23 protein-coding genes and 1 pseudogene are annotated in these 21,526 nt (G+C 64.2%); 1 reads left to right on the forward strand and 23 read right to left on the reverse strand.

Annotated elements, in window-relative coordinates:
- Positions 1-148 precede the first annotated feature (148 nt).
- The 13 genes from pal to DY467_RS05720 all read right to left on the reverse strand — a co-directional run bounded on the left by pal (position 149) and on the right by DY467_RS05720 (position 12,404).
- On the reverse strand, positions 149-646 hold the full coding sequence (gene pal, locus DY467_RS05660; RefSeq protein WP_164634500.1) for a peptidoglycan-associated lipoprotein Pal: 498 nt from the start codon (positions 644-646) through the stop codon (positions 149-151).
- Positions 647-969: 323 nt separating this feature from the next.
- Entirely contained in the window at positions 970-1,716 is a 747-nt protein-coding gene (locus DY467_RS05665) for an N-acyl amino acid synthase FeeM domain-containing protein (RefSeq protein ID WP_164634502.1), read from the reverse strand.
- A gap of 188 nt (positions 1,717-1,904) precedes the next feature.
- The gene (locus DY467_RS05670; protein ID WP_107343276.1) at positions 1,905-4,235 is read right to left on the reverse strand and encodes a putative bifunctional diguanylate cyclase/phosphodiesterase; all 2,331 of its coding nucleotides are present in this window, start codon (positions 4,233-4,235) and stop codon (positions 1,905-1,907) included.
- 162 nt (positions 4,236-4,397) lie between these two features.
- Positions 4,398-5,732, reverse strand: a complete 1,335-nt coding sequence (gene tolB / locus DY467_RS05675; protein WP_164634504.1) for a Tol-Pal system beta propeller repeat protein TolB — start codon at positions 5,730-5,732, stop codon at positions 4,398-4,400.
- Positions 5,733-5,802: 70 nt separating this feature from the next.
- Positions 5,803-6,786: a cell envelope integrity protein TolA gene (gene tolA, locus DY467_RS05680; protein ID WP_164634506.1), complete on the reverse strand. Its 984-nt coding sequence runs from the start codon at positions 6,784-6,786 to the stop codon at positions 5,803-5,805.
- A gap of 50 nt (positions 6,787-6,836) precedes the next feature.
- Complete coding sequence (locus DY467_RS05685; protein ID WP_107343275.1) at positions 6,837-7,310, reverse strand: biopolymer transporter ExbD; 474 nt, start codon at positions 7,308-7,310, stop codon at positions 6,837-6,839.
- Between the two features lie 34 nt (positions 7,311-7,344).
- Positions 7,345-8,055, reverse strand: a complete 711-nt coding sequence (gene tolQ / locus DY467_RS05690) for a protein TolQ (protein ID WP_107343274.1) — start codon at positions 8,053-8,055, stop codon at positions 7,345-7,347.
- A gap of 305 nt (positions 8,056-8,360) precedes the next feature.
- Positions 8,361-9,266 carry a sigma-70 family RNA polymerase sigma factor gene (locus tag DY467_RS05695; RefSeq protein WP_164634508.1) on the reverse strand — a complete coding sequence of 302 codons (906 nt, stop codon included), beginning with the start codon at positions 9,264-9,266 and terminating at the stop codon, positions 8,361-8,363.
- The gene (locus DY467_RS05700; RefSeq protein WP_164634511.1) at positions 9,250-9,717 is read right to left on the reverse strand and encodes a carboxymuconolactone decarboxylase family protein; all 468 of its coding nucleotides are present in this window, start codon (positions 9,715-9,717) and stop codon (positions 9,250-9,252) included. Before DY467_RS05700 ends, DY467_RS05695 begins: the two co-directional genes overlap by 17 nt.
- A gap of 149 nt (positions 9,718-9,866) precedes the next feature.
- The gene (locus DY467_RS05705; RefSeq protein WP_107357410.1) at positions 9,867-10,334 is read right to left on the reverse strand and encodes a DUF2852 domain-containing protein; all 468 of its coding nucleotides are present in this window, start codon (positions 10,332-10,334) and stop codon (positions 9,867-9,869) included.
- A gap of 142 nt (positions 10,335-10,476) precedes the next feature.
- Positions 10,477-11,181 carry a TetR/AcrR family transcriptional regulator gene (locus DY467_RS05710; protein WP_164634513.1) on the reverse strand — a complete coding sequence of 235 codons (705 nt, stop codon included), beginning with the start codon at positions 11,179-11,181 and terminating at the stop codon, positions 10,477-10,479.
- Between the two features lie 123 nt (positions 11,182-11,304).
- On the reverse strand, positions 11,305-11,721 hold the full coding sequence (locus DY467_RS05715; RefSeq protein WP_164634515.1) for a YciI family protein: 417 nt from the start codon (positions 11,719-11,721) through the stop codon (positions 11,305-11,307).
- 506 nt (positions 11,722-12,227) lie between these two features.
- Positions 12,228-12,404, reverse strand: a complete 177-nt coding sequence (locus tag DY467_RS05720) for a DUF2934 domain-containing protein (protein ID WP_107343270.1) — start codon at positions 12,402-12,404, stop codon at positions 12,228-12,230.
- A 210-nt stretch (positions 12,405-12,614) separates the two neighbouring features.
- Between DY467_RS05720 and DY467_RS05725 the strand changes: the two genes are divergently transcribed.
- Positions 12,615-13,403: an SDR family NAD(P)-dependent oxidoreductase gene (locus DY467_RS05725; RefSeq protein ID WP_107343269.1), complete on the forward strand. Its 789-nt coding sequence runs from the start codon at positions 12,615-12,617 to the stop codon at positions 13,401-13,403.
- A gap of 20 nt (positions 13,404-13,423) precedes the next feature.
- On the opposite strand, the gene DY467_RS05730 is transcribed toward DY467_RS05725, so the two are convergent.
- The 10 genes and pseudogenes from DY467_RS05730 to DY467_RS05775 form a co-directional block, all read right to left on the reverse strand.
- Positions 13,424-14,692: an RNA polymerase sigma factor gene (locus DY467_RS05730; RefSeq protein WP_164634517.1), complete on the reverse strand. Its 1,269-nt coding sequence runs from the start codon at positions 14,690-14,692 to the stop codon at positions 13,424-13,426.
- The gene (locus DY467_RS05735; RefSeq protein WP_164634519.1) at positions 14,689-15,060 is read right to left on the reverse strand and encodes a YciI family protein; all 372 of its coding nucleotides are present in this window, start codon (positions 15,058-15,060) and stop codon (positions 14,689-14,691) included. Before DY467_RS05735 ends, DY467_RS05730 begins: the two co-directional genes overlap by 4 nt.
- 292 nt (positions 15,061-15,352) lie before the next feature.
- Entirely contained in the window at positions 15,353-15,898 is a 546-nt protein-coding gene (locus tag DY467_RS05740; RefSeq protein ID WP_164634521.1) for a TetR/AcrR family transcriptional regulator, read from the reverse strand.
- 18 nt (positions 15,899-15,916) lie between these two features.
- Positions 15,917-16,384 (reverse strand): nuclear transport factor 2 family protein, encoded by a 468-nt coding sequence (locus DY467_RS05745; RefSeq protein ID WP_164634523.1) that lies wholly within the window; start codon positions 16,382-16,384, stop codon positions 15,917-15,919.
- Positions 16,385-16,441: 57 nt separating this feature from the next.
- Positions 16,442-17,686: an OpgC domain-containing protein gene (locus DY467_RS05750; protein ID WP_349627611.1), complete on the reverse strand. Its 1,245-nt coding sequence runs from the start codon at positions 17,684-17,686 to the stop codon at positions 16,442-16,444.
- A 110-nt stretch (positions 17,687-17,796) separates the two neighbouring features.
- Positions 17,797-19,107, reverse strand: a complete 1,311-nt coding sequence (locus DY467_RS05755) for an NAD(P)/FAD-dependent oxidoreductase (RefSeq protein WP_164634525.1) — start codon at positions 19,105-19,107, stop codon at positions 17,797-17,799.
- Between the two features lie 100 nt (positions 19,108-19,207).
- Positions 19,208-19,672 (reverse strand): tol-pal system-associated acyl-CoA thioesterase, encoded by a 465-nt coding sequence (gene ybgC / locus DY467_RS05760; protein WP_107354479.1) that lies wholly within the window; start codon positions 19,670-19,672, stop codon positions 19,208-19,210.
- Positions 19,673-19,680: 8 nt separating this feature from the next.
- Entirely contained in the window at positions 19,681-20,730 is a 1,050-nt protein-coding gene (ruvB, locus tag DY467_RS05765; RefSeq protein ID WP_107343262.1) for a Holliday junction branch migration DNA helicase RuvB, read from the reverse strand.
- Between the two features lie 171 nt (positions 20,731-20,901).
- Positions 20,902-21,327, reverse strand: coding sequence for a cytidine deaminase (locus DY467_RS05770; RefSeq protein WP_164634527.1), 426 nt, complete (start codon positions 21,325-21,327; stop codon positions 20,902-20,904).
- Positions 21,324-21,526 (reverse strand): annotated as a pseudogene (locus DY467_RS05775) (Holliday junction branch migration protein RuvA); the annotation flags it as partial. The pseudogene DY467_RS05775 and the gene DY467_RS05770, both read right to left, overlap by 4 nt.

The following is a 21,526-nucleotide window of genomic DNA, read 5'->3' on the forward strand; positions in this document are numbered from 1 at the left end:
CCGACGAGTTCGAGGGCGGCCAAACGAGTGGCGCTGGATTGATCGCCGTACTACGCCAAAAATGTGACTGAGGCGACGGCCAAAGCCCCGCCGAAAACAAAAACGGCGCCCTGCGGCGCCGTTTCACGACTTCGATGCGAGCGGACGATCAGGCGCCGGAGTTCAGCACCGTGACGGCACGGCGATTCTGCGACCAGCACGAGATGTCGTTGCAGACCGCGACCGGGCGTTCCTTGCCATAGGAGATGGTGCGCATCCGCTGCGCGTCGATACCACGCGACACCAGATAGTTGCGGACCGACTGCGCACGGCGCGCGCCGAGCGCAATGTTGTATTCGCGGGTGCCGCGCTCGTCGGCGTGGCCTTCGATGGTGAAGGTGTAGCGGCTGTAGGTCTGCAGCCACTGCACCTGCTTGTCGAGGGTCGCAGCCGCCTGCGGCGACAGATCCGACTGATCGCTCTCGAAGAACACACGGTCGCCGACGTTGACGACGAAATCCTGCTGGCTGCCCGGGGTGGCCGCACCAGCCATCGCGCCATCGGCACCGCCGAGCCCATTCTTGTTCGCGCATGCCCCCATCGACAGGGCCACCGCGAGCACCGCGGCCACCTTCAATCCCTGGAGGATTCGCTTGTGATTGGTCATTCCGGAGCCTCCACGCTCGCGATATTCCGACTGTGTTTTCGGTCTACAGGGCGATGGTTAAGCGAACGTTCCGTCAACCTTGACGAGGTGTTGCCGAACTCGATCAATTGCCCCCGGTCGGCCAAAAGCAAACGCGATGGTTAATGAGGTGCAAATGTGGCGCCAGAGTGAAGCCGGGGCGTTCCATTCTTGGATACGCCGGCAGCGTGGACACCCGTCAGCGCTGGCAAGAAGGCCAAGCCTGCAATCATTGACGATCGTCGGTCTGTGCCGACGATCGATCTGAAAACGAATTCGATCTAATTGGCCGCAAGACGGCGTTGTCAGAGGTGCGTCCGACCGAGGGCGAGCGGCACCAGATTTGGAGCCTCGGCCAGAGTCAGATTGGGAACCCTCCTCGTGTGCTCGAACAAGCTGCGCCGCTCGGACTCAGTCGAGCGTAAGAACGGATAACGGGCGTACAGCTTGTCGCGCATCGCAGGGAAGTCGATCTCCATCAGGCTGATAGGCTTTTTCAACCCTGGATACGGCCGAGCTTCACAGATCAGGCGCATCATCACCCGACGATAAAATGCCTGATGCTCGGTCCTCACCGAAGCGAGGCCAATGTCCGCGTTGAAGTATTCACAGGAGACATTAGCCAGACGCAGAGTGAGATACGGTAGTTCTGGCAGTCGGTTGGCGCTTGTCGGATCAGCCACGAACCTTGTCGGGTCGACGATGACTTTGCCCTCAGCCAGCCAGGGTTGAAGGAAATCCGGGAAGACGTCTGTCGACGGGCAGTCCTGATAATCCGGGGATGCAACTGTGATCCGCAGTGAGCTGCTGAGCACCCCCTCATAGAACACGCCGAAGATCCATGAATTCGGCAGATCGTCGTACCGGTCAGTCACAATGCCGCTGCTATTGGCATCGATCGCCCCTTCTTTGAGGTAGGCGCGATATCGCAACCGGTAGATCGCCTCACGTTCTGCCGGAGTTTCCGCGAGCCGATAATCGACCTTCTCAAGCAACGCGAGCCTTCGGGCGGCGATCCGGTCTTGCTGTTCTGCTGGACGTACGACTCCCATCACTCTCACCCCACCCACATGTCCCGACAACACACCGACCGTACGGTAAACGTTAACGAATCCTTAACGGCCCGGCAAAGCATTAGAATTATTAGGGTTAATTCTTATAATTCCACTTTAGTGAATTTCCAGCGACAGCGGTGGAATTGAGGGAAGTTTTGACCTGGGAGGCCCTGAAAAAGAGGGGGTTAGGCGATCGATCGAGTCGGCAAAGAAAGAACTTTGCCGTCTTTTTGGCGTGCACCCTGCGACGCGTTCAGCAATTGCCGAATGCGCTGGGCGGGGACCGGACGGCTGAACAGATAGCCCTGCGCCTCGGTGACGGTGCCGTCGGCGCTGATCAATTCGAGCTGGTCGTTGGTTTCGATGCCTTCCACCACCACCGACATGCCGAGATCACTGCTGAGGCGGGCGACGCCGCGTAACAGAGTCAACGGCCGGTCACTGTCGATCCCCTCGAGGAACGAGCGGTCGATCTTCACCTTCTGCAAGGGGAAGCTGTGCAGATAGCTGAGCGACGAGTATCCCGTCCCGAAATCGTCGAGCGAGATCCGGACGCCTTCGGCGTGCAGCTGCTGCAACGCGTCGTGCGTCCACTGCGTGTTACGCAGCAGGGAGGACTCGGTGATTTCGATCTCCAGCCGGCTGGCGGGCAGACCGGAAACTTCAAGCGCGTAGCGCACTTCCGTCAGCACGTCACGCTGATGGAACTGCTGCGGCGAAAAGTTGATCGCGACACTCACCGGCTCCGGCCACAGCATGCATTCCATGCAGGCTTTGCGCAGGATCCAGCGACCGAGATCGACGATCAGCCCCATGTCCTCGGCGACCGGAATAATATCGACCGGTGATACCGTCCCGCGCACCGGGTGATTCCAGCGCAGCAGCGCCTCGCACGTGGTGATCTTGCCCGATTTGAGATTTACGAGCGGCTGGTAGTACAGCTCAAACTCTTCATTGGCGAGCGCCTTGCGCAGGTCGAGCTCGAGAATGCGGCGAGCTTCGACGGTTTGCGCCATTTCCTCGCGGAAGAAGCAATAATTGCCGCGGCCGTCGGCCTTGGCGCGATATAGCGCCATGTCGGCATTCTTGAGCAGGATGTCAGCCTTGGCACCCGGCGACGTCATCGCAATGCCGATCGAGGCACCGATCTCAACAACATGATGATCGATCAGATAGCGGTCGCTCAGGCGATCGACGATTCGGCGGGCCAGCGCCGCTGCATCTTCGTTCGAGGCGATGTTCTGTTGGAAGACGACGAATTCGTCGCCACCAAATCGCGCCACCAGATCGTCCGGCCGCAGCATGTCACGCAGCCGTTCGGCGACCGAGCACAGCAGCCGATCGCCGCAGGGATGGCCGAGCGTATCGTTGATCTGCTTGAACTGGTCGAGGTCTATGAACAACAGCGCCGACAGCCGGGTCTTGCCCCGGCCGTGCTCGGCCTCGAGAATACGCTCAATTTCGTCGCGGAAGCTCACCCGGTTCGGCAACGCGGTGAGTTCGTCGTAACGCGCCAGATGAACGATCCGCGCTTCGGCGTTGCGACGCTCGGTGATATCTTCGATCAACACCACCGCGCCGCCATGTGCCATCGGCTGGAACGTCCAGCACAGCGAGCGAGGAACGGTTTCGTCACCGACGGTGACGATTTCTCCCGCCAGGGAGTTTTCAATTTCGGCCAGGATCAAACGCCCGTTGGCAGCCGAAATTGCACCGATTGCCACGCAGGCGGACACGATCTCGGTCGCGGTCGGTGATCCTTTGACCAGTTCGTCGCGAAGACGCATCATCTCCGCAAAACGATGGTTCATGACCGCGAGACGGCCATCTGCGCGAAACATGCACAACCCATGCGGCATATTGTTCAGCGCGGTGTCGAACTGATTGGCGAGCGCAGCTTCGCGCTCGCGGCCGATCCAGGCGTCGAGGTAGATCCGTTGCAGGCTGGATGTCAGATGACGGATCGAGATGAAGAATACCGCACTGAGCAAGGCGAGCGTGAGATAGTAGACACCTCCCACCCTCACCATCGCGAAGATTAATGGGCCGCAGCTGAGCAGCACCTGGAGGTGAAAAATCTGGGGCCGACCGAAAGTCCGCCCGACACCAGCCGAGGTGTATGCCACCACGGTCGCAACGCAAAGCATATGCGCCGCCGAGTCGTCGGTGCCGAGCAACACCACGAGCGACCAGGCGCCAAGCGAGATGCCATGTGCAATGGCTCCCAGCCGATAGCGTCGCTCCCATATACCGGCTTCCTCCACCGTGAGTGGAGCATTGCGCTGCCGATAGCGATGCATCTGCAGCGCACGCGCAAAGCCGATCAGAACGAATAAGGGGACACACAGCCAATTCAGGATGCTTCCGGTAACCATCCCGATCACGGCGCCAGCAATCGCGGGCCCAAATGCCCCAACGATCATCGGCGCCGGATTCATGAACAACGAGTCGACCAAGCCCGCGCGAATCGCAGGCGACGTTTGCTCAGAATCCCGTTTGTGACTGGCGAGCAGCATCAAGCGCGAGCGTGTCCTTTCGGACTCCGTTGTATCCCTGGCAGATGAAGTCTTTCTGAGCGAACATGCTTAGCGGATCATTGCAACGTTCGCCGAGACTTAGAGCCCTTAAAACGCGACCGAGAGGTTCCAGGAAGGGAACCCCTACGGCTGCTTACCTGCTTAGGACAGCAGCGGCGACCACGCCGGATCCGAGGCGTAACCCGGGGTCGGAACCCGCAGCTCGTTACGTCCCGAAACGTCGACCGTAAACAGCGACGGGCCAGCGTTTCCACCCGGATCGCGGAAGAACATCAGCACCCGGCCATTGGGCGCAAAGGTCGGCCCTTCGTTGTGGAACCCGGAGGTCAGAATGCGCTCGCCGGAGCCGTCCGGCTTCATGATGCCGATCGCGAACTGGCCGCCGCCCTGCTTGGTGAAGGCGATGTAGTCGCCGCGCGGCGACCACACCGGGGTCGAGTAGCTGCCGTCGCCGAACGAGATCCGCTGCGCCTGCCCGCCACTCGCGGGCATGATGTAGATCTGCGGCTTGCCCCCGCGATCGCTCTCGAAGCAGATCCGGCTGCCATCGGGGGCATAAGAGGGCGAGGTGTCGATCGCCGGCGTGTCGGTCAGCCGCGTCGTAGCCTTGGAGCGCAGGTCCATCACGAACAGGTTGGAGTTGCCGCCCTGCTGCAGGCTCATGATGATGCGCTGACCGTCCGGCGAGAACCGCGGCGCGAACGACATGCCGGGGAAGTTGCCGACGATCTCGCGCTGACCGGTTTCGACGTTGAACAGATACACCCGCGGCTCACCCTGGCCGAATTCCATGTAGGTGATTTCCTGGGTGGTCGGCGAAAACCGCGGGGTCAGCACGAGGTCGCTGCCGCGAGTGAGATAGCGCACGTTGGCGCCGTCCTGATCCATCAGCGCCAGCCGCTTCACGCGCCGGTCGGCCGGGCCGCTTTCGTCGATGAACACCACGCGGCTGTCGAAGTACCCCTTCTCGCCGGTCAGACGCTCATAGATCTGGTCCGAGATGATGTGGGCGATACGGCGCCAATACTCCGGCGAGGTGAAATACTGCTGACCCGCGAGTTGCTGGCCGGTGGCGACGTCCCACAGCCGGAATTCGGCCTTGAGCCGGCCATCGCCCTGCCGCGTCATCCGCCCGGTCACCAGAGCCTGAGCGTTGATGCTCGCCCAGCTCTTGAACTGCGGCGGCACGTCGATGTTGGTGATCTTTTCCAGGTACGCGGCCTGGTCGATCGGCGCGAACAGTCCCGAGCGCTTCAGGTTGTTGGTGATCACCTGGGAGACACCCACGCCGACTTCATTGTCCGACGGCGTGCCGGCGACGAAATTCGGAATCGCGATCGGCAGCGGCGCGACGTTGCCTTCGGTGATCTGCACCCGGGCCTGACCGAACGCATCGCGGGCGGGGCCGAGCGCGAGTGCGCCGGCGGCCGTCGCGGCGGAGATCATCAATTGGCGGCGATTGAGGTCAAACGACATAGCGGCAATCCATCGGTCGGTCAGGTGATCCGCGCCGGGCGGCGCGAGCAATGGTGAGCGGAGGTTCGCATTACGGACGTCGATCGGTGAACACGGGCGCGAAGAACTTCCATTCGTCGAAGAACTGCGCCGGCAGATTGTACGGCTGGCATTCGATGATCGCGCGCAGCGCACTCTCCTGATACACGCGCAAATACGGCGTCGCCGGATGGCCTTCCGGCTGCGGCAGCGTCTCGAGAGTTCCGTCACGCTTCAGGCGGATCACGAAGGACGCCTCGGCGCGCTGCGCTTCGATGCCGCCATACGGCTTCTTCCAGCAGCGCTCGACCTGCGACTGGAACATCGCGCCCCAGGTCGCCGAGTTGTCGGTGGACTTACCCTTCGACAATCCGAGCGCCGCGTTGGAGTTCAACACGTCGCCGGTGACCGCGTTGCGAGTCGGGTCGCGCTTATCGAGCAGCGCCGCGATCTTCGACTGGTCGAACACCCGCTCGGCCTTCGGCTTGGTCGGCTCCGGCGGCTTGGCGGCGGTCTCGGTCGGCTTCGGCGGCGGCTTCTTCTTTTCTTCCTTCTTCAGCGCCTCGGCGATCGGATCGACCTTAGGCTCCGGTTTCTTTTCGGCTTCCTTGGCCTCTTCCTTTGCCGGCTCCGGCTTCTTCTCGGCCTTCTTCGGCTCTTCCTTCTTCGGCTCTTCCTTCACCACCGGCTTCGGCGGATCAGGCTTCTTTTCGACCGGCTTCTCTTCCGGCTTCGGCTTGGGCTGGGGCGGCGGCGATGTGTCGGTGACGACAGGCGCCTTCTCGCTGATCTTGCCGACGGTGTCGTCGACCTGCTTGGCCTCGGCGACCTTCTCGACCAGCGGCTTGGGATTTTCCTTCTTGCCGGTGCGCATACCGGCCATCACTTTGGCGAGCTGATCTTCGGAGATGGTATCAACCGCAACCGAATCCTGCGGCTCGAGCTCGAAAGCCTTGGAGGTGAAAGACAGCATGGCCCAGCCGAGCACGAGGACGTGCAACGCCACCGACGCAGCCCATGTCTTGTCGATCTTCACCTTCAGAATTCCTGCTCCACCTTCGCGGCCGACGCCGGCGCGGTGCCGGCTCAACTCCCCTGTTCGGGAACGATGACGATGTTTGCCTTGAAGCCGGCGGTCCGGATATTGCCGAGCAGCTTCATCATGTCCGTGTAGCAGACGTCCTTGTCGCCCCGCAGATACACCACATTGTCGGTCTCCGACCGGGTCTCGCGGATCGCCTTCATCTTGGCTTCGAGCTCGGACGCCGCGATCGGGCTATCACCCAAATACAGCTCGACCTGAGAGTTGCAGGTGCCGCCGGTGCGCTTGACCGACAGGGTCAGGGGCGGCGAGTTCGACTGGATCTGATTGCCGCCACGGGCGACCGGCAGATCGATGTCGATCGAGGTGGTGAGCAGCGGCGCCGCGACCATGAAGATGATCAGCAGCACCAGCATCACGTCGACCATCGGGGTGACGTTGATTTCCGCCATCACCGGTCGCCGCCCGCCGCGACGCCGGCCGCCGCCTCCGCCGCCAGTGGCTACGTTCATTCCCATGATCGAATGCCCGCTGTGCTCACCTGGCCTCCGTTCACGTGCGCTCGTCGATCTGCCGCGACAGGATTGCCGAGAACTCGTCGGCGAAGCCTTCCAACCGCTGCGTCTGCCGGTTCACTTCCGACGTGAACTTATTGTAGAAAATTGTCGCCGGAATTGCGGCGATCAGGCCGATCGCAGTGGCGAACAGCGCTTCGGCGATGCCGGGCGCGACCACCGCCAGCGAAGTGTTCTTCGACGCAGCGATCGACTGGAAGCTCGACATGATGCCCCAGACGGTGCCGAACAGGCCGACGAACGGGCCGGCCGAGCCGACAGTCGCCAGCACCAGCAGGCGGCGCTCCAGCCGTTCGACCTCGCGGGCGATCGAGACGTTCATCACCTTCTCGATCCGCATCTGCAGGCCGGCAAACGAGCGCGAATGACTTTCGAACGATCGCTTCCACTCGCGCATCGCGGCGACGAAACACGCCGCCATCGAATGCGTCGGCTTGGCCGACAGCGCGCGGTATAGCTCGTCGATCGACTCGCCGGACCAGAACGCCTGCTCGAAGCGATCCATCGCGCGCTTCGTGCGCGAGAACAGCAGCAGCTTGTCGATCGCGATCGCCCAGACCCAGATCGAACAGCCGAGTAGCCCCAGCATGATCGACTTCACGACCCAGTGTGCATGCCAGAACAACGACAGCAGCGACACGTCGGTCGAGACCGCCGGAGCAAGCTGTGTCACGTCGGCCGGGTTCATCGTCGCAATCCTCTCACACGTTTCGGCATCAGCCGATTCCGCCAAAGGCTCCGGCTGTCCGCGGCCACGCGCCGCGATCTGGCCCAAGCGCCACCGTGGGAGCCTTCAGTTGTCGCAGGGGATGGCCTGTCCGAAGCCGACCCCTCAATCCCCTGTCAACGTGTCAAAACAAGGGCTGATGCCGCGTTTTGACGGATCTCACCAAACCCTCATCAGGGTTAATAAGGGGTTACTATAACAGGGAAAATACCAGTGATCGGGAGCCGGGAGGCTTGCTGACGGCCCAGGCGAGGCCGCCCGACGGCTCAGTGCAGGCCGGCGAAAGTCGGCGTCGAGACCAGATGCCGGAGCTTGTCGGGGTTCCGAACCACATAGATCGCGGCGATCCGGCCACCGACTATTTCGAGCGCGGTGGTCTGGATCAGGCCGTCCGGCTCGCGTGAGACGAAGCCAGGCAGGCCGTCGATCCGCTGGACGGCAAGCAGCGAACTCGCCCCCGCAGCCGTCTTGCGCGCGATTCCCTCCAGCAGGCGCATCACCCGATCGTGGCCGCGCACTGGATTGAGTGCAGCGGGTCGCTTGCCGCCGCCGTCGCTGACGAACACCACCTCGTCCGCGAGTAAGGACGTTAGCGCGCCAAGATCGCCGCTCCGCGAGGCCTGAAAGAATGCCGCGGCGATCGCCTGCCCCTGCTCGGCCGAAACAGGAAATCGCGGCCGCTCGGCCCGGACGTGCGACCGCGCCCGTGCCGCCAATTGCCGGCAGGCTGCGGCATCACGGCCGAGGGTCGTCGCAACCTCGTCGAAGCCGACACCGAACACGTCGTGGAGCAGGAACGCGGCCCGCTCCAGCGGCGACAGCCGCTCCAGCGCCAGCATCAAAGTGAGGGTGATGTCATCCCCATCAGGCTCAGGCTCCGGCGCGACGATCGGCTCCGGCAGCCATGGGCCCACATAGGTCTCGCGCTGCTGCCGCGCCGACTTCAGGACGTCGAGACACAGTCGGGTGACGGTGCGCGTGAGAAAGCCAGCTGCGTCACGGACCTCGCTGCGATCAGCACGGTGCCAACGCAAGTAAGCGTCCTGCACGACGTCTTCGGCTTCGCTGATCGAGCCTAGCATCCGATAGGCGACGCGCAACAGCCGATGCCGCAGCGGCGCGAAGCTCGCTGCGGCATCTTCGGATGGAGCTGGATCAGGAGGCCTTGGCATGCGCCACGGCCGGGGTCGGATGCAGCATCCGGAAGCCGATCGCGATCCTGTTCCAGGTATTGATCGCCCCGATCAGCAACGTCAGTTTGACCTGCTCGGCGTCGTTGAAATGCGACTTCACGGCCGCGTAGTCCGGGTCCGGCGCCTGGGTTTGCGCCACCAGTGTCAGCGCTTCAGTCCAGCCGAGCGCGGCACGCTCACGATCGGTGTAGAGCGGCGATTCCCGCCAGACGTTGAGCAGATACAGCCGCTGCTCGGTTTCGCCACGGGCGCGGGCATCCTTGCTATGCATGTCGAGGCAGAATGCGCAGCCGTTGATCTGCGAGGCGCGCATCTTGACCAGTTCGATCAAGCTGGATTCGAGGCCGCTGCCCTGGATGTACTTCTCCAGCGCGACCATCGCCTTGTAGGCGTCGGGCGCGGCAGTGGCGGGGTTGAGGCGCGGTGTCATGGTCGTCCCCCTTGGTTGACGAGCATAGGACGAAACAGCGGCGCGCGGTGTGACATTGCCGCGAGAGAAACCGCGACAAAAGAGAAGCCGCCCGCCTGGGGGCTCAGGCGGGCGGCGGTTGGCGCTGGAGGGTCAGATCAGGGCGCTGATCAGCCCTGCGCCGAATTGTCAGGAGACGGGTTCGGCTTGGTCCGATGCTGGGCCATGAAGGCGTCGAACTCTTCCTTGTCCTTGGCGTGGCGCAGGCGATCGAGGAATTCCTTGAACTGGACCTGCTCCTCTTCGAGCCGGCGCAGCGTCTCCATCCGGTACTCGTCGAAGGCGCGGTTGCCGCTCGACGGCGGGCCGAAGCCGAAGCCGCCGCGATCCATGCGGTTGCGCATCCGCTCCATCTTCCACTGCATCCGCTCCATTTTGTTGGCGAAGCGATCGCGATCCCAGCAACCCATGTTTCTGCTCCAGAGTGTGTAGAAGAGAAGTGCAAGGCCGATCGGCCACCAGACGATGAAGCCGGCGACCGTCAGCAGGATCCAGCCCGGATGCCAGGACGGCCGAAGCATCGGCTGATAGCGCGGCTCGGTCGGGCCCCATCGATTGTAGTCAGCGGCGTTGGCCATTTGCTTCTCCATCGGCTCGGTGCCGTTGTGAATGTAAATAACATTTACATACTTGGAGCATTCCAGCAGTTTGTCAAGCAACAGCGGTCGGAGGTTTGGCGGATTTTTCGCCGCAGGGCTCACCTTGCGGTGAGCACGGCCCTCAAGCGGCCGGGCCCCACGGACCGGACCGCTTTGGTTCTGCGGGCTTTTCGGCAGCAGCGGCGGAGTCGGTCGAGAACCCGAGCCCTCGCAGATAGATCAGCACGCCGGCCTCGAGCAGGTCTTCGGCAGCCATCGGCAGCTTGCGGCGGGCACCATCACCCCGGCCAAACAGCGAGGCGATGCCGTGCGACATCGACCAGATGTGCAGCGCCATCATCAGGGCCGGCGGCCGGGTGACGCCCTGCGGCGTCAGGGCCGCCAGCCGTTCGGCGGCGGCACGGATCACGTTGAAAGCACGCTCCGAGGCGGTCAGCAGCATCGGATTGACGTCGATCGGAACGCCGGACTCGAACATCGCCGAGTAATAAGCCGGCTCGTTGCGGGCGAACGCCAGATAGGCTCGCCCGACCCGCATGAACGCCGTGACGGTGTCAGGACGACCGTCGTCCCAGGCTTTCGCCAGCACCTGCTCAAACAGCTCGAAACCACGCTGGGCGATGTTCGACAGCAACTCGTCGCGGTCGCGGAAGTGGCGATACGGCGCCGCCGGGCTGACGCCGGCCATCCGCGCGGCATCGGCGAAGGTAAAGCCGCCGGGGCCCTTCTCCGCGATCAGCCCGAGCGCCGCCTGCAGCAGCGCTTCCTTCAGATTGCCGTGATGATAGCCGCGCTCGGCGCGGCCCTGTTCCTTGCGCCAGCTCATGTGAAGGGGTCTTACATGAGGGCGGTGTAAAGGTCACTAACCCAGTTGCCCGGGTGGGAGCGAGGCGCCGCCAATAGCAGGCCCAGCGGCGGATCGATCGACCCGCCGCCACGAGGTGCGGCCTCAACGCCGGGCGGCCGCCTGCATGGCTTCGAAGCCGGCGGCTTCGGCCTGCACGTCGGCCGGGAAATCGGCCATCTCCTGCACTTGCCGGATCTCGATGATCTCGTTCGGTCCGGCCGGGCAGCGCGTCGCCCAGGCGATCGCCTCCTCCCGCGACGCAACTTCGATCATCCAGTAGCCGCCGAGAACTTCCTTGACCTCGGCGAACGGGCCGTCGGTCACGACCGGTTGGCCGGTATCAAAGCTGACGCGAGCGCCCATCGAGGGCGGATGCAAACCGTCGCAAGTAATGAGTACTCCCGACTGCTGCAGCGCTTCGTTGTACTTCATCATCGCGGCGACGGCGGCGGCATCCGGCATCACGCCCGGCTGCGCCGACTCGTACCCCTTCGGGATCATCAGCATCATGAAACGCATCATCACTCTCCCTGCTCGATTGGATTGGCAGCTTGAAGACGATCGGTCACAGTACGCGCCGACATACGATGCGAAAGATTTGCAGTGCAGCGCACGTCAGCGCACCAAACCGCCGACAAATTGCCGCCGCATTGAGCCACCAGCCTGTCGAACGTCACTATTCGCAGAGTGGGGACTCTAAGTGCGAATGGTCGTCGCGGGGTGTTCAGCGTATCTCATCAACGATCAGGTCTGGCGCATCGTCGCCGGGCTGTGCCTGCGCGGTGCAGGTCATCTCCGATCGTGATGCCCGCGGGCCGCAGCAACGGCTCTGCAGACTGGGGAGAGAACCGCATGAACGACGCTACCAAACTCGCTGCTTCGCGGGCGATGGCTCATCTGCTCGCCGCCGCAGCGCTGCTGACGATCGCCGGCGTGGTGTTCTACGTGCGTTGACGCAACGCGAGGTGCCGACAAACGAAGCGCCGCCGGCACAACAACCGGGCGGCGCTTCGGCTTCGTAAAGATCAGCTATTGGTCGTGATGCTGGGGTCCGACTTCAGCCGATCGTAAGTTTCTTTCTCACCGCGGACTTCCTGCTCCGCCTGCAGCCAAAATTCGTCGCTGCGCCCCTCCGGCTGGCCCTGGGCCTCCCACAGCTCACGCGCGCGATGGCGGATCCGCTCTTCGAGTTCGTCTTGCATACAAAACCTCCCAAACCTCAAAGGCGGTGTCGTGCCCGCCTGGACGCGAAGTTGTATTTCAGTTCGATGTAAACCAGATGTCGTCGACTTGTTCCCACGCGCGATCGCCCGCGACGGCGCGCCACGCTGGACAGCGATGGCACGGCGCTGGCATGTGAAGCCTCGACCTTCCACGTCTGACCTCCCCGCTTTCGCATGATTGGAACGCCCATGACCGCATCCTCGCCCCATGTCGCGCTGGTGACCGGAGCCGCTCGCGGCATTGGACTCGCTGCAGCCAAGCGCTTTCTCGCCGACGGCTGGTCGGTGGCGCTGCTCGACCGCGACGATGACGGGCTGCGCGCCGCGATGCAGGCACTGGCCCTGCCCGACCGCACCATCGCGCTGCATTGTGACGTTGCCGATCGCGAGTCGGTGGCGCGCGATATCGCGGCCGTCACCGAGCGGTTTGGCCGCCTCGATGCGCTCGTCAACAACGCCGGGATCGCGGTGTTCAAGCCGCTGATGGAGACGACCCCGGACGAATGGCAGCGGGTGATGGACGTGAATCTCACCGGTCCGTTCCTGATGACCCAGGCCGCGGTGCCGCTGATGCGCGATTCCGGCGGCGGCGCCATCGTCAACATCACGTCGATTTCATCGCTGCGTGCCTCGACGTTGCGCGTCGCCTACGGATCGAGCAAAGCGGGGCTGGCCCACTTCACCAAGCAATGCGCGGTCGAACTTGCGGCGCTCGGCATCCGCGTCAATGGCGTCGCGCCCGGCCCAGTCGATACCGCAATGGCCAAGCAGGTCCACACGCAGGACATCCGGTCGGACTATCGCGACGCGATTCCGATGGCGCGCTACGGCCTCGAGGAAGAGCTGGCGGAGGCGATTTTCTTCCTGTGCAGCGATCGCTCCAGCTACATCACCGGGCAGATCCTGGCGGTCGACGGCGGCTTCGACGCCGCCGGCATCGGCCTGCCGTCGCTACGCGGCGAACGCAAGACCAGTTAGTCGTCGGGCCGACACGAAGCCTACGCGCTGGCACGCCCCGCGGCTTCGCTCTCCTGCATCAGCCGATCGAGATGCATCCGGATGTGCGAGGCCTCGGCGGGAGTGCGGGCGAGCGCAATCGCGCGATCGAAGGCGACGCGGGCTTCATCACCGCGTCCCTGCTGGAGAAGCAGCGCGCCCTTGGCACCGAAATAGTGAAAGTAGCTGCCGAGCCGCGCTTCGAGCGGCTCGATCATCGCCAGCGCCGCCTCCGGTCCGCGCAGCTTGGCCACCGCCACCGCGCGATTGAGCGTGATCACGGGTGATGGCTGCAGGATTTCGAGCGAGCCGTAAAGCAGATCGATCTGCGCCCAGTCGGTGTCTTCGTAACGCGGCGCGCGGGCGTGCAGAGCCGCGATCGCGGCCTGGATCTGATACGCACCTGTGCGGCGGTGACGCATCGCCTTATCGATCAGTGCCAGCCCCTCGGCGATCATGGTGGCGTTCCACAGGTTGCGGTTCTGATCTTCCAGCAGCACGATCTCGCCGCCGGCATCGAACCGCGCCGGCGCCCGGGCGTGCTGCAGCAGCATCAGCGCCGTCAGCCCCATGATCTCCGGCTCGGACGGAAACAGCCGCAGCAGCAGCCGCGCCAGCCGGATCGCTTCCTCGCACAGCGGCGCGCGAACCCCGGCGGTCTCGCCTGCGGCCGAATAACCCTCGTTGAAGACGAGGTAGATCATCGCGGCCACTGCGCCGAGGCGCTCGGCGCGCTCGACCGCGCCGGGGCTCTCGAACGGCACGCCGGCCCGCGCGACCTTGGCCTTGGCGCGGGTAATGCGCTGCTCCATCGCCGCATCGGACACCAGGAACGCCCGCGCGATCTGCGGCACCGTCAGTCCCGAGACGATGCGCAGTGCGAGCGCGATCTGCTGCGTCGGCGGCAGCTCGGGGTGGCAGCAGATGAACAGCAGCCGCAAAATGTCGTCGCGATAATGCGAGCCGTCGAGCCGCTCGGCGAGCGCGTCCTCGGCATCGTCGAGATCGGAAATCGCCGCGTCATCGGGAAGGGGCTGTTGCTTCTTGCCGCGGCGCAGATCGTCGATCGCAACATTGCGGCCGACCATGATCAGCCAAGCCGCAGCGTCACGCGGCGGCCCATTCTGCGGCCAGGATTTCAGCGCCCGCAGGCAGGCGTTCTGGAATGCCTCCTCGGCGGTGTCGAGATCGCGGAAGTAGCGCAGCAGCGCGCCGATCGCCTGGGGCCGCGCGGCGGTGATCGCGGTCTCGATCCAGGCGAGATCGGTCATGGCTGCGTGGTCCCCGGCATGAACAATCCGATCGGACGGATTTCATAAGCCCCACCCGGGTTGGCGCGGCCGAGATCGCGCGCAACGTCGAGCGCGCCATCGAGGTCCTCGCATTCGACCACGTAGAAGCCGAGCAATTGCTCTTTGGTCTCGGCGAACGGACCGTCGATCACCACCGGCGGCTCCGAATCCTTGCGCAATGTCGTCGCCGCCGTGGTCGGCAGCAGCCGCGCCACCGGCCCGAGCCGCCCGGCATCGGCGAGCTTGCCGTGCACGGCCCTGAGCTTCTCCATCACGGCGGCATCTTCTTCGCGGCTCCAGGAACCGACGAAATTCTCGTCATGATAGCAAAGGATGGCGTAGAGCATGGCGTGCGTCTCCCTCGGCTGTAAGACGATCATCGTCGTCCTTGGCCGACAGCATGGCGGAGAAGTTTGCGCCGACCAAGGCGGCATCTCGGTTCCATTCGGCGGCAGCGGTTGGGCCGTGCACGGGGAGAGTGGTCGAGTGAAGCCATCAGCGAACTCAAGGTCGCTGCGCGCTCCCACTCCCGCTTGCAGGAGAGGGCTGGGGTGGGGGCGTCGCAAGCACTGACTCAGTGCCTCGCTGAGCGGTGTGCCCTCACCCGTTGTTCAGTGCGCAGAGAGAGAGAGACGAAGGCTACGCCAGCAGTCGCGCCTTCAATTCGGACAACGCGCGGGTGAATACGGCTGCGTCATTACGTGCACGCGCCAGCACGAGAGCGCCCTGGATCGACAGCACCGCATCCTCGGCGCGGCGCCGGGCGGCGGCGGCCGATAGGCCGTAACGGCGCAGCGATGCCGCCAGCGCGTCCTGCCACCGGGCAAAATAATCGTTCACCGGCGCGGCGAACTCATCGCGCGCATGGCCGAGCGCAATCACGCCGACCAGACAGACGCGACGCCCGGAACGGAAATACTCGTCGACGCCCGAGAGCATCGCCGCGATGGCGGCGCCAGGATCGGCCGGATCACGCAACGGCGCGAAGATGTTGGCTTCGAACCAGCCATCGATCTCAGCCAGCACCTCTTCGGCCATCTGCTTTTTGCCGCCGGGGAAGAAGTGATACAGGCTGCCCTTGCCGAGCCCCGTCGCCTCCGTGATCAGCGCCAGCGAAGCCCCTTCGTAGCCGTGTGTCCGAAATACTTCGCCGAGCAGCGGCAGAAGGGTGGCGCGGTCTTTCATGTCTCTCCCGACACGGTCTTAGAACGGCTCTGCGGCGAGCCCCGGTACATCGTCGGGACGCGGACCGGGCGCCGGCCAATGGAAGCGGCGGTCGCTCTCGCTGATCGCGACGTCGTTGATGCTGGCCTCGCGCCGCCGCATCAGCCCATCGTCGTCGAACTCCCACTGCTCGTTGCCATAGGAGCGATACCAAAGCCCGGCGTCATCGTGCCACTCGTATTGGAAGCGCACAGCGATGAACCGGCCGTCGAACGCCCAGAGGTTCTTGATCAACCGGTATTCGTGCTCCTTCGCCCATTTGCGGGTCAGGAATTCGACGATCGCGTCGCGGCCTTGCAGAAACTCGGCGCGATTCCGCCAGCGGCTGTCGGGCGTATAGGCGAGCGACACTCGCGCGGGATCACGCGAATTCCAGGCGTCTTCGGCCATCCGCACCTTCTGGGCGGCGGTCTCGCGGGTGAACGGCGGCAACGGCGGACGCGACATGACGACTTCTCCACTGCGAACGGAACGCAGCGAGACTGTACCGATCGGTACAACGAGTCAAGCACGCTCGGTCGTCGATGGCTCCGTTTCGGCGGCAGTGATCTTGTGCGTGTGGTCTGTCCGCTCTTCGCCGTGGTGTTCGACCGGCACGGTAGGAGGAACCGTCACCAGCGTCGGCAGAGTCCGGTACCAGGTCGCAACCCAGGCCACGCCGGTCATCAGGCCGATGCCGCCGACGCTGACCAGGATCTGCATCGCGATGCTGCTCGATACCTGGACCAGGATCCAATGCGCGGTGAAAGCCAGGATCACACCGAAGCAGAACACCGGCAGCGATCGCTGGCCGCACAGGATGATGGGGCGTAGATGCTCCGAGCGTAGCGCCGGCAGATCCGGCGGCAGCAGCTTTATGACGATCGCGAGCAGCGCCAGGAAGTGGATCAGCCGCACCGGCGCCAGACTTGTCTTGTCGATCGGGTACAGGATCTTGCCGATCGATTCCGGCACGAGGCCGTACAGCGCTTCGAAATTCCAAGACAGCGCGATCACCAGCGCGACCAGCACGATCGTCCAGCTCAGCAACTGATTGGGCAGCGACTTCACCCAGGGGCGGATCTGCGGGCCATTGCCGAAACCGCACCAGATGCCGAACACGAACAGGAACTGCCAGGCGAACGGATTGAAGTACCAGTGCCCGTCAGGGAACGACGGCAGATTCCAGCCGAAGTGTCGGGACGCGAAATACAAAACACCGGAGCACACCAGCGTCAGATGCGGCCGGCGCAGCAGGCCCCACAGGATCAGCGGTGCGGCAACCACCAGCACGATGTACAGCGGCAGCACGTCGAGATTGACCGGCTTGTACTTCAGCAGCAGCGCCTGCTGGATCATCACGTCGGGATTTTCGAGGAATTGCGCGACGTTGAACTCGTCCTTGTACATCGGATTGTCGAACCGACGCGCCGCGCGGGAGATCTGCGCGGTGAAGAACAGGAACAGGAAGATGTGCGCGACGTAGAGCTGGGCTGCGCGGGTCCACAGCCGCTTGGTCGCCGCGACCATTTCGCCGGCACGTACCGCCGGCCCATAGGCGAACCCGATCGAGTAGCCGGAGATGAAGACGAAGAACTCGGCCGCGTCGCAGAAGCCGTAATTGCGCAGCGTGAACCAGTTGAGGAAATTGTACGGGATGTGATCGACAAAGATCATCCACTGGCCGACGCCGCGCAGGAAATCGAGCCGCAAATCGCGCTCGCCCTGCCCCATCAGCGGCACCTCGCGAGACTGCACTCCTCTGGTCACGCCTCGCCTCCCTGTGCGCCCGAATCAGCCGTTACGCCGCCAATCTAACCGACGGCGGACGCACAGGCTGTCCGGGAGACACCGGGGCGACCCACAGGCCGCTGGGCAGGCTAATGCAGCTTCACCGTAGGCGTGGGCCGCGTCGAGCCGGACAGCACGCTGAGCAGCGTGCGGCCGCGGCCGTACAGCGCGGCTTCGTGCATCTTGTACAGCGAGCGATACATGAAGCGGGCGAAATAGCCCTCGATCAGGAAGCTCTTACCGACCAGCGACCCCATCAGATTGCCGACCGCCGAGTACTTGCCGAGCGATACCAGCGAGCCGAGATCGCGATAGCGGAACTCTCCCAGCGGCTCGCCGTTCAGCCGCTTCTCGATCTGCTCCAGCATGAATTCGGCTTCCTGGTGAGCGGCCTGCGCCCGCGGCGGCACGCCGTTCTCGTAGCCGGGAATTGCGCAGGCGGCACAGTCGCCCATTCCGAACACATTGTCGTCGCGGGTGGTCTGCAGCGTCGGACGGACCACCAGCTGGTTGATGCGGTTGGTCTCCAGGCCATCGATGCCTTCGAGGAAATCCGGCGCACGCACGCCGGCGGCCCACACCACCAGCTCCGACGGGATCACTTCGCCGTCGGCCAGACGGACCGCATGATCCAGCACTTCTGCCACGCGGGCGCCGGTGCGCACCTCGACGCCGAGATCGAGCAGCAGCTTGAGCGTCGCTTCCGAGATCCGCGGCGGCAGCGCCGGGAGAATGCGCGGCGCGGCTTCGATCAGCACGATCTTGAGATCGTGCTCCGGATCGATCTTGTCGAGGCCGTAGGCGATGATTTCGCGCGCGGTGTGATGCAGCTCGGCGGCAAGCTCGGTGCCGGTGGCGCCGGCGCCGATGATCGCAACGTGGAGCTGGCCGGGCTCGATCGGCGTGTGCTGATGCTGGGCGCGCAGGCAGGCGTTGACCATCCGCTTGTTGAAGCGGGACGCCTGCTCCGGCGTCTCCAGCGGCACCGCGTGCTCGCGGGCACCGGGGGTGCCGAAATCGTTGGTGACGCTGCCGATCGCAATCACCAGAGTGTCGTAACCGAGCTCACTCTCCGGATTGATCTCGCGGCCCTCGTCATCAATCACAGGGGCCAGCTTGACGACTTTTCGGGCGCGGTCGAGACCATTCATCTCGCCGAGGCGGTAGTGAAAGCCGTGCCAGTGCGCCTGGGCCAGATAGTTCAGCTCGTGCTGGGAGCGACGCAGCGAACCGGCAGCGATCGCATGCAGCAGCGGCTTCCAGATGTGGGTGCGGCTGCGGTCGACCAAGGTGACCCGGACGGCGTCCGACTTGCCGTATTTGTTGCCGAGCGCGGTGGCGAGTTCCAGGCCACCGGCGCCGCCGCCGACGATAACAATCCTATGGGGCGTATCACTCATCAAGATGTCCGAGGGGTTCGAGCTTCCGGCTCGCCCCCTGTAACATCAAATTCCGGAGCGCCCTAGCTCGGGAAACAGGCAACTTCCGCCCCCGACGGCGTCAGGCGACGTCCGCCTTCATGGCGACCCGAAGTGGTATTGGGATAGGCCTCGCCCGCCCGCCCGAGACGAACGCAACCTTGACCTTGGCCTCCATCAGCACGAGATCACCGCGCTTGATCTGCTGCTGCATGGTGATCGACGCGCCGCGGACTTCGACCGGCCGGGTGATCACCTCGAGCAGGTCGTCCATCTTGGCCGACTTGAGGAAGTCGAGCTGCATCGACCGCACCACGAAGGCAAAGCCCGGGGTTTCGCTTTCGGCTTCCGCGAACAACTCGCTCTGCGCCGCCCCGAGCAGCCGCAGATAATTGGTCCGCCCCCGTTCCATGAAGCGCAGATAGTTGGCGTGATAGACGATGCCGGAGAAGTCGGTGTCTTCGTAATAGACCCGGACGTGCATGTGGTGAGCGCCATCGATGATGGCGCCGTCGAGGGAATGATGATGCAAGCGAGCGTCGGTCATCGTTGATGCTACTCTTGGTCCCCGGTATCGCCAAACAGCCCGAACTGCGCGGGATCGCGCGAGGGGGCGGCGAGGCCGAGGTGGCGGAAGGCGTGGTCGGTCAGCAGGCGACCGCGTGGGGTGCGCTGCAGGTAGCCGCACTGGATCAGATACGGCTCGATAATGTCCTCGATGGCGTCGCGCGGCTCGGACAGCGCCGCCGCCATCGTCTCGACGCCGACCGGGCCGCCGCCATAGTTGAGCGCAATCGTGGTGAGGTAGCGTCGATCCATCGCGTCGAGGCCAGCGCTATCGACTTCCAGCGCGCCAAGCGCGTGGTCGGCGATGGCGCGGTCGATCGCTTCGGCATCCGCAGCCGACGCAAAGTCGCGGACCCGGCGCAGCAGCCGACCGGCGATGCGCGGCGTGCCGCGGGCGCGGCGGGCGATCTCGTTGGCGCCATCCGCCGTGATCGGCGTGCCGAGCACACGAGCGCCGCGGGTGACGATGCTTTCGAGTTCCTCGATCGTATAGAAATTCAGCCGGATCGGAATGCCGAAGCGGTCGCGCAGCGGGTTGGTGAGCAGGCCGGCGCGCGTGGTGGCGCCGACCAGCGTGAACTTCGACAGGTCGATCTTCACCGAGCGGGCGGCCGGACCTTCGCCGATGATCAAGTCGAGCTGAAAGTCCTCCATCGCCGGATACAGCACCTCCTCGACCGACGGGCTGAGGCGGTGGATCTCGTCGATGAACAGCACGTCGCGCTCTTCGAGATTGGTCAGCAAGGCTGCGAGATCGCCGGCCTTGGCGATCACCGGGCCCGACGTCGCGCGAAACCCGACGCCGAGCTCGCGCGCCACGATCTGCGCCAGCGTAGTCTTGCCGAGCCCCGGGGGACCTACGAACAGCACGTGATCCAGCGCCTCTTTGCGCTTGCGCGCGGCGTCGATGAACACCTGCAAATTCGCACGTGCCTGCTGCTGGCCGACGAACTCGGACAGATTCTGCGGCCGCAGCGCCGCATCGCCGAGGTCATCACCGCGGCGCTCGGGTGTAACGAGACGGGAAGGTTCAGTCATGGGGGAAGTGTACCATGCCGCCGAGCACTGAGCGCTCCCCTCCCCCTTGCGGGGAGGGGTCGGAGGTGGGGGTCCACGGGCACTGTGCCTGCGTCACCCTCACCCCAGCCCTCTCCCGCAGGCGGGAGAGGGAGCGCACTGCGGTCGGGATGATCTCGTCGGCCAACACATTCACAACACCCGCTCCCGGCTGTATTTGTTCGGCAGCAGATCGCTGATCCCAACGGCTTCGACACCATCTGGTCCGGGCACCAGCACACGGGCGTTGCGGTCGTAGTCCCAGATCAGTTCGCGGCAGGCGCCGCAGGGCGAGACGACGCGGACTTCGCGGTCGGCCTCGTGCGGCTTGGGATGACGGACCGCCACGATGGTGTCGATCCCGGCTTCCCCAAGCTCGGTGATCACTTGGCCGAGCGCAACCGCTTCGGCGCACACCGCCATCCGGCCGAGATACGCATCGAGATTGACCGCCACATAACGCTTGCCGGTGCGGGTCAGCAGCGCGGCACCGACTTCCTGCCAATCATTGCGATAGCGCTTGGTGATCGCCGCAATCGCGGCGTCGATCAGCGCGCGGTCGGCGTCGGTGATCCTCACTTCGACAGCTCCTTCAGGCCGAGCTTGATCAGCTGCGCCGTCTCGGCATCCTCACCGGCCGTGCGGGACGCTGCGGCGACGGCGGCCGCCGCCTGCGGCTGGCCGTAGCCGAGATTGACCAGCGCCGAAATCGCGTCGGCCACCGCGCGCGGCGCGCGATTGTCGTCGATCGCCCCGGAGAGTTTCACCACCGCCGGAT

Source organism: Rhodopseudomonas sp. BR0G17 (assembly GCF_010907025.1).
GTDB classification, from domain to species: Bacteria; Pseudomonadota; Alphaproteobacteria; order Rhizobiales; family Xanthobacteraceae; genus Rhodopseudomonas; species Rhodopseudomonas palustris_H.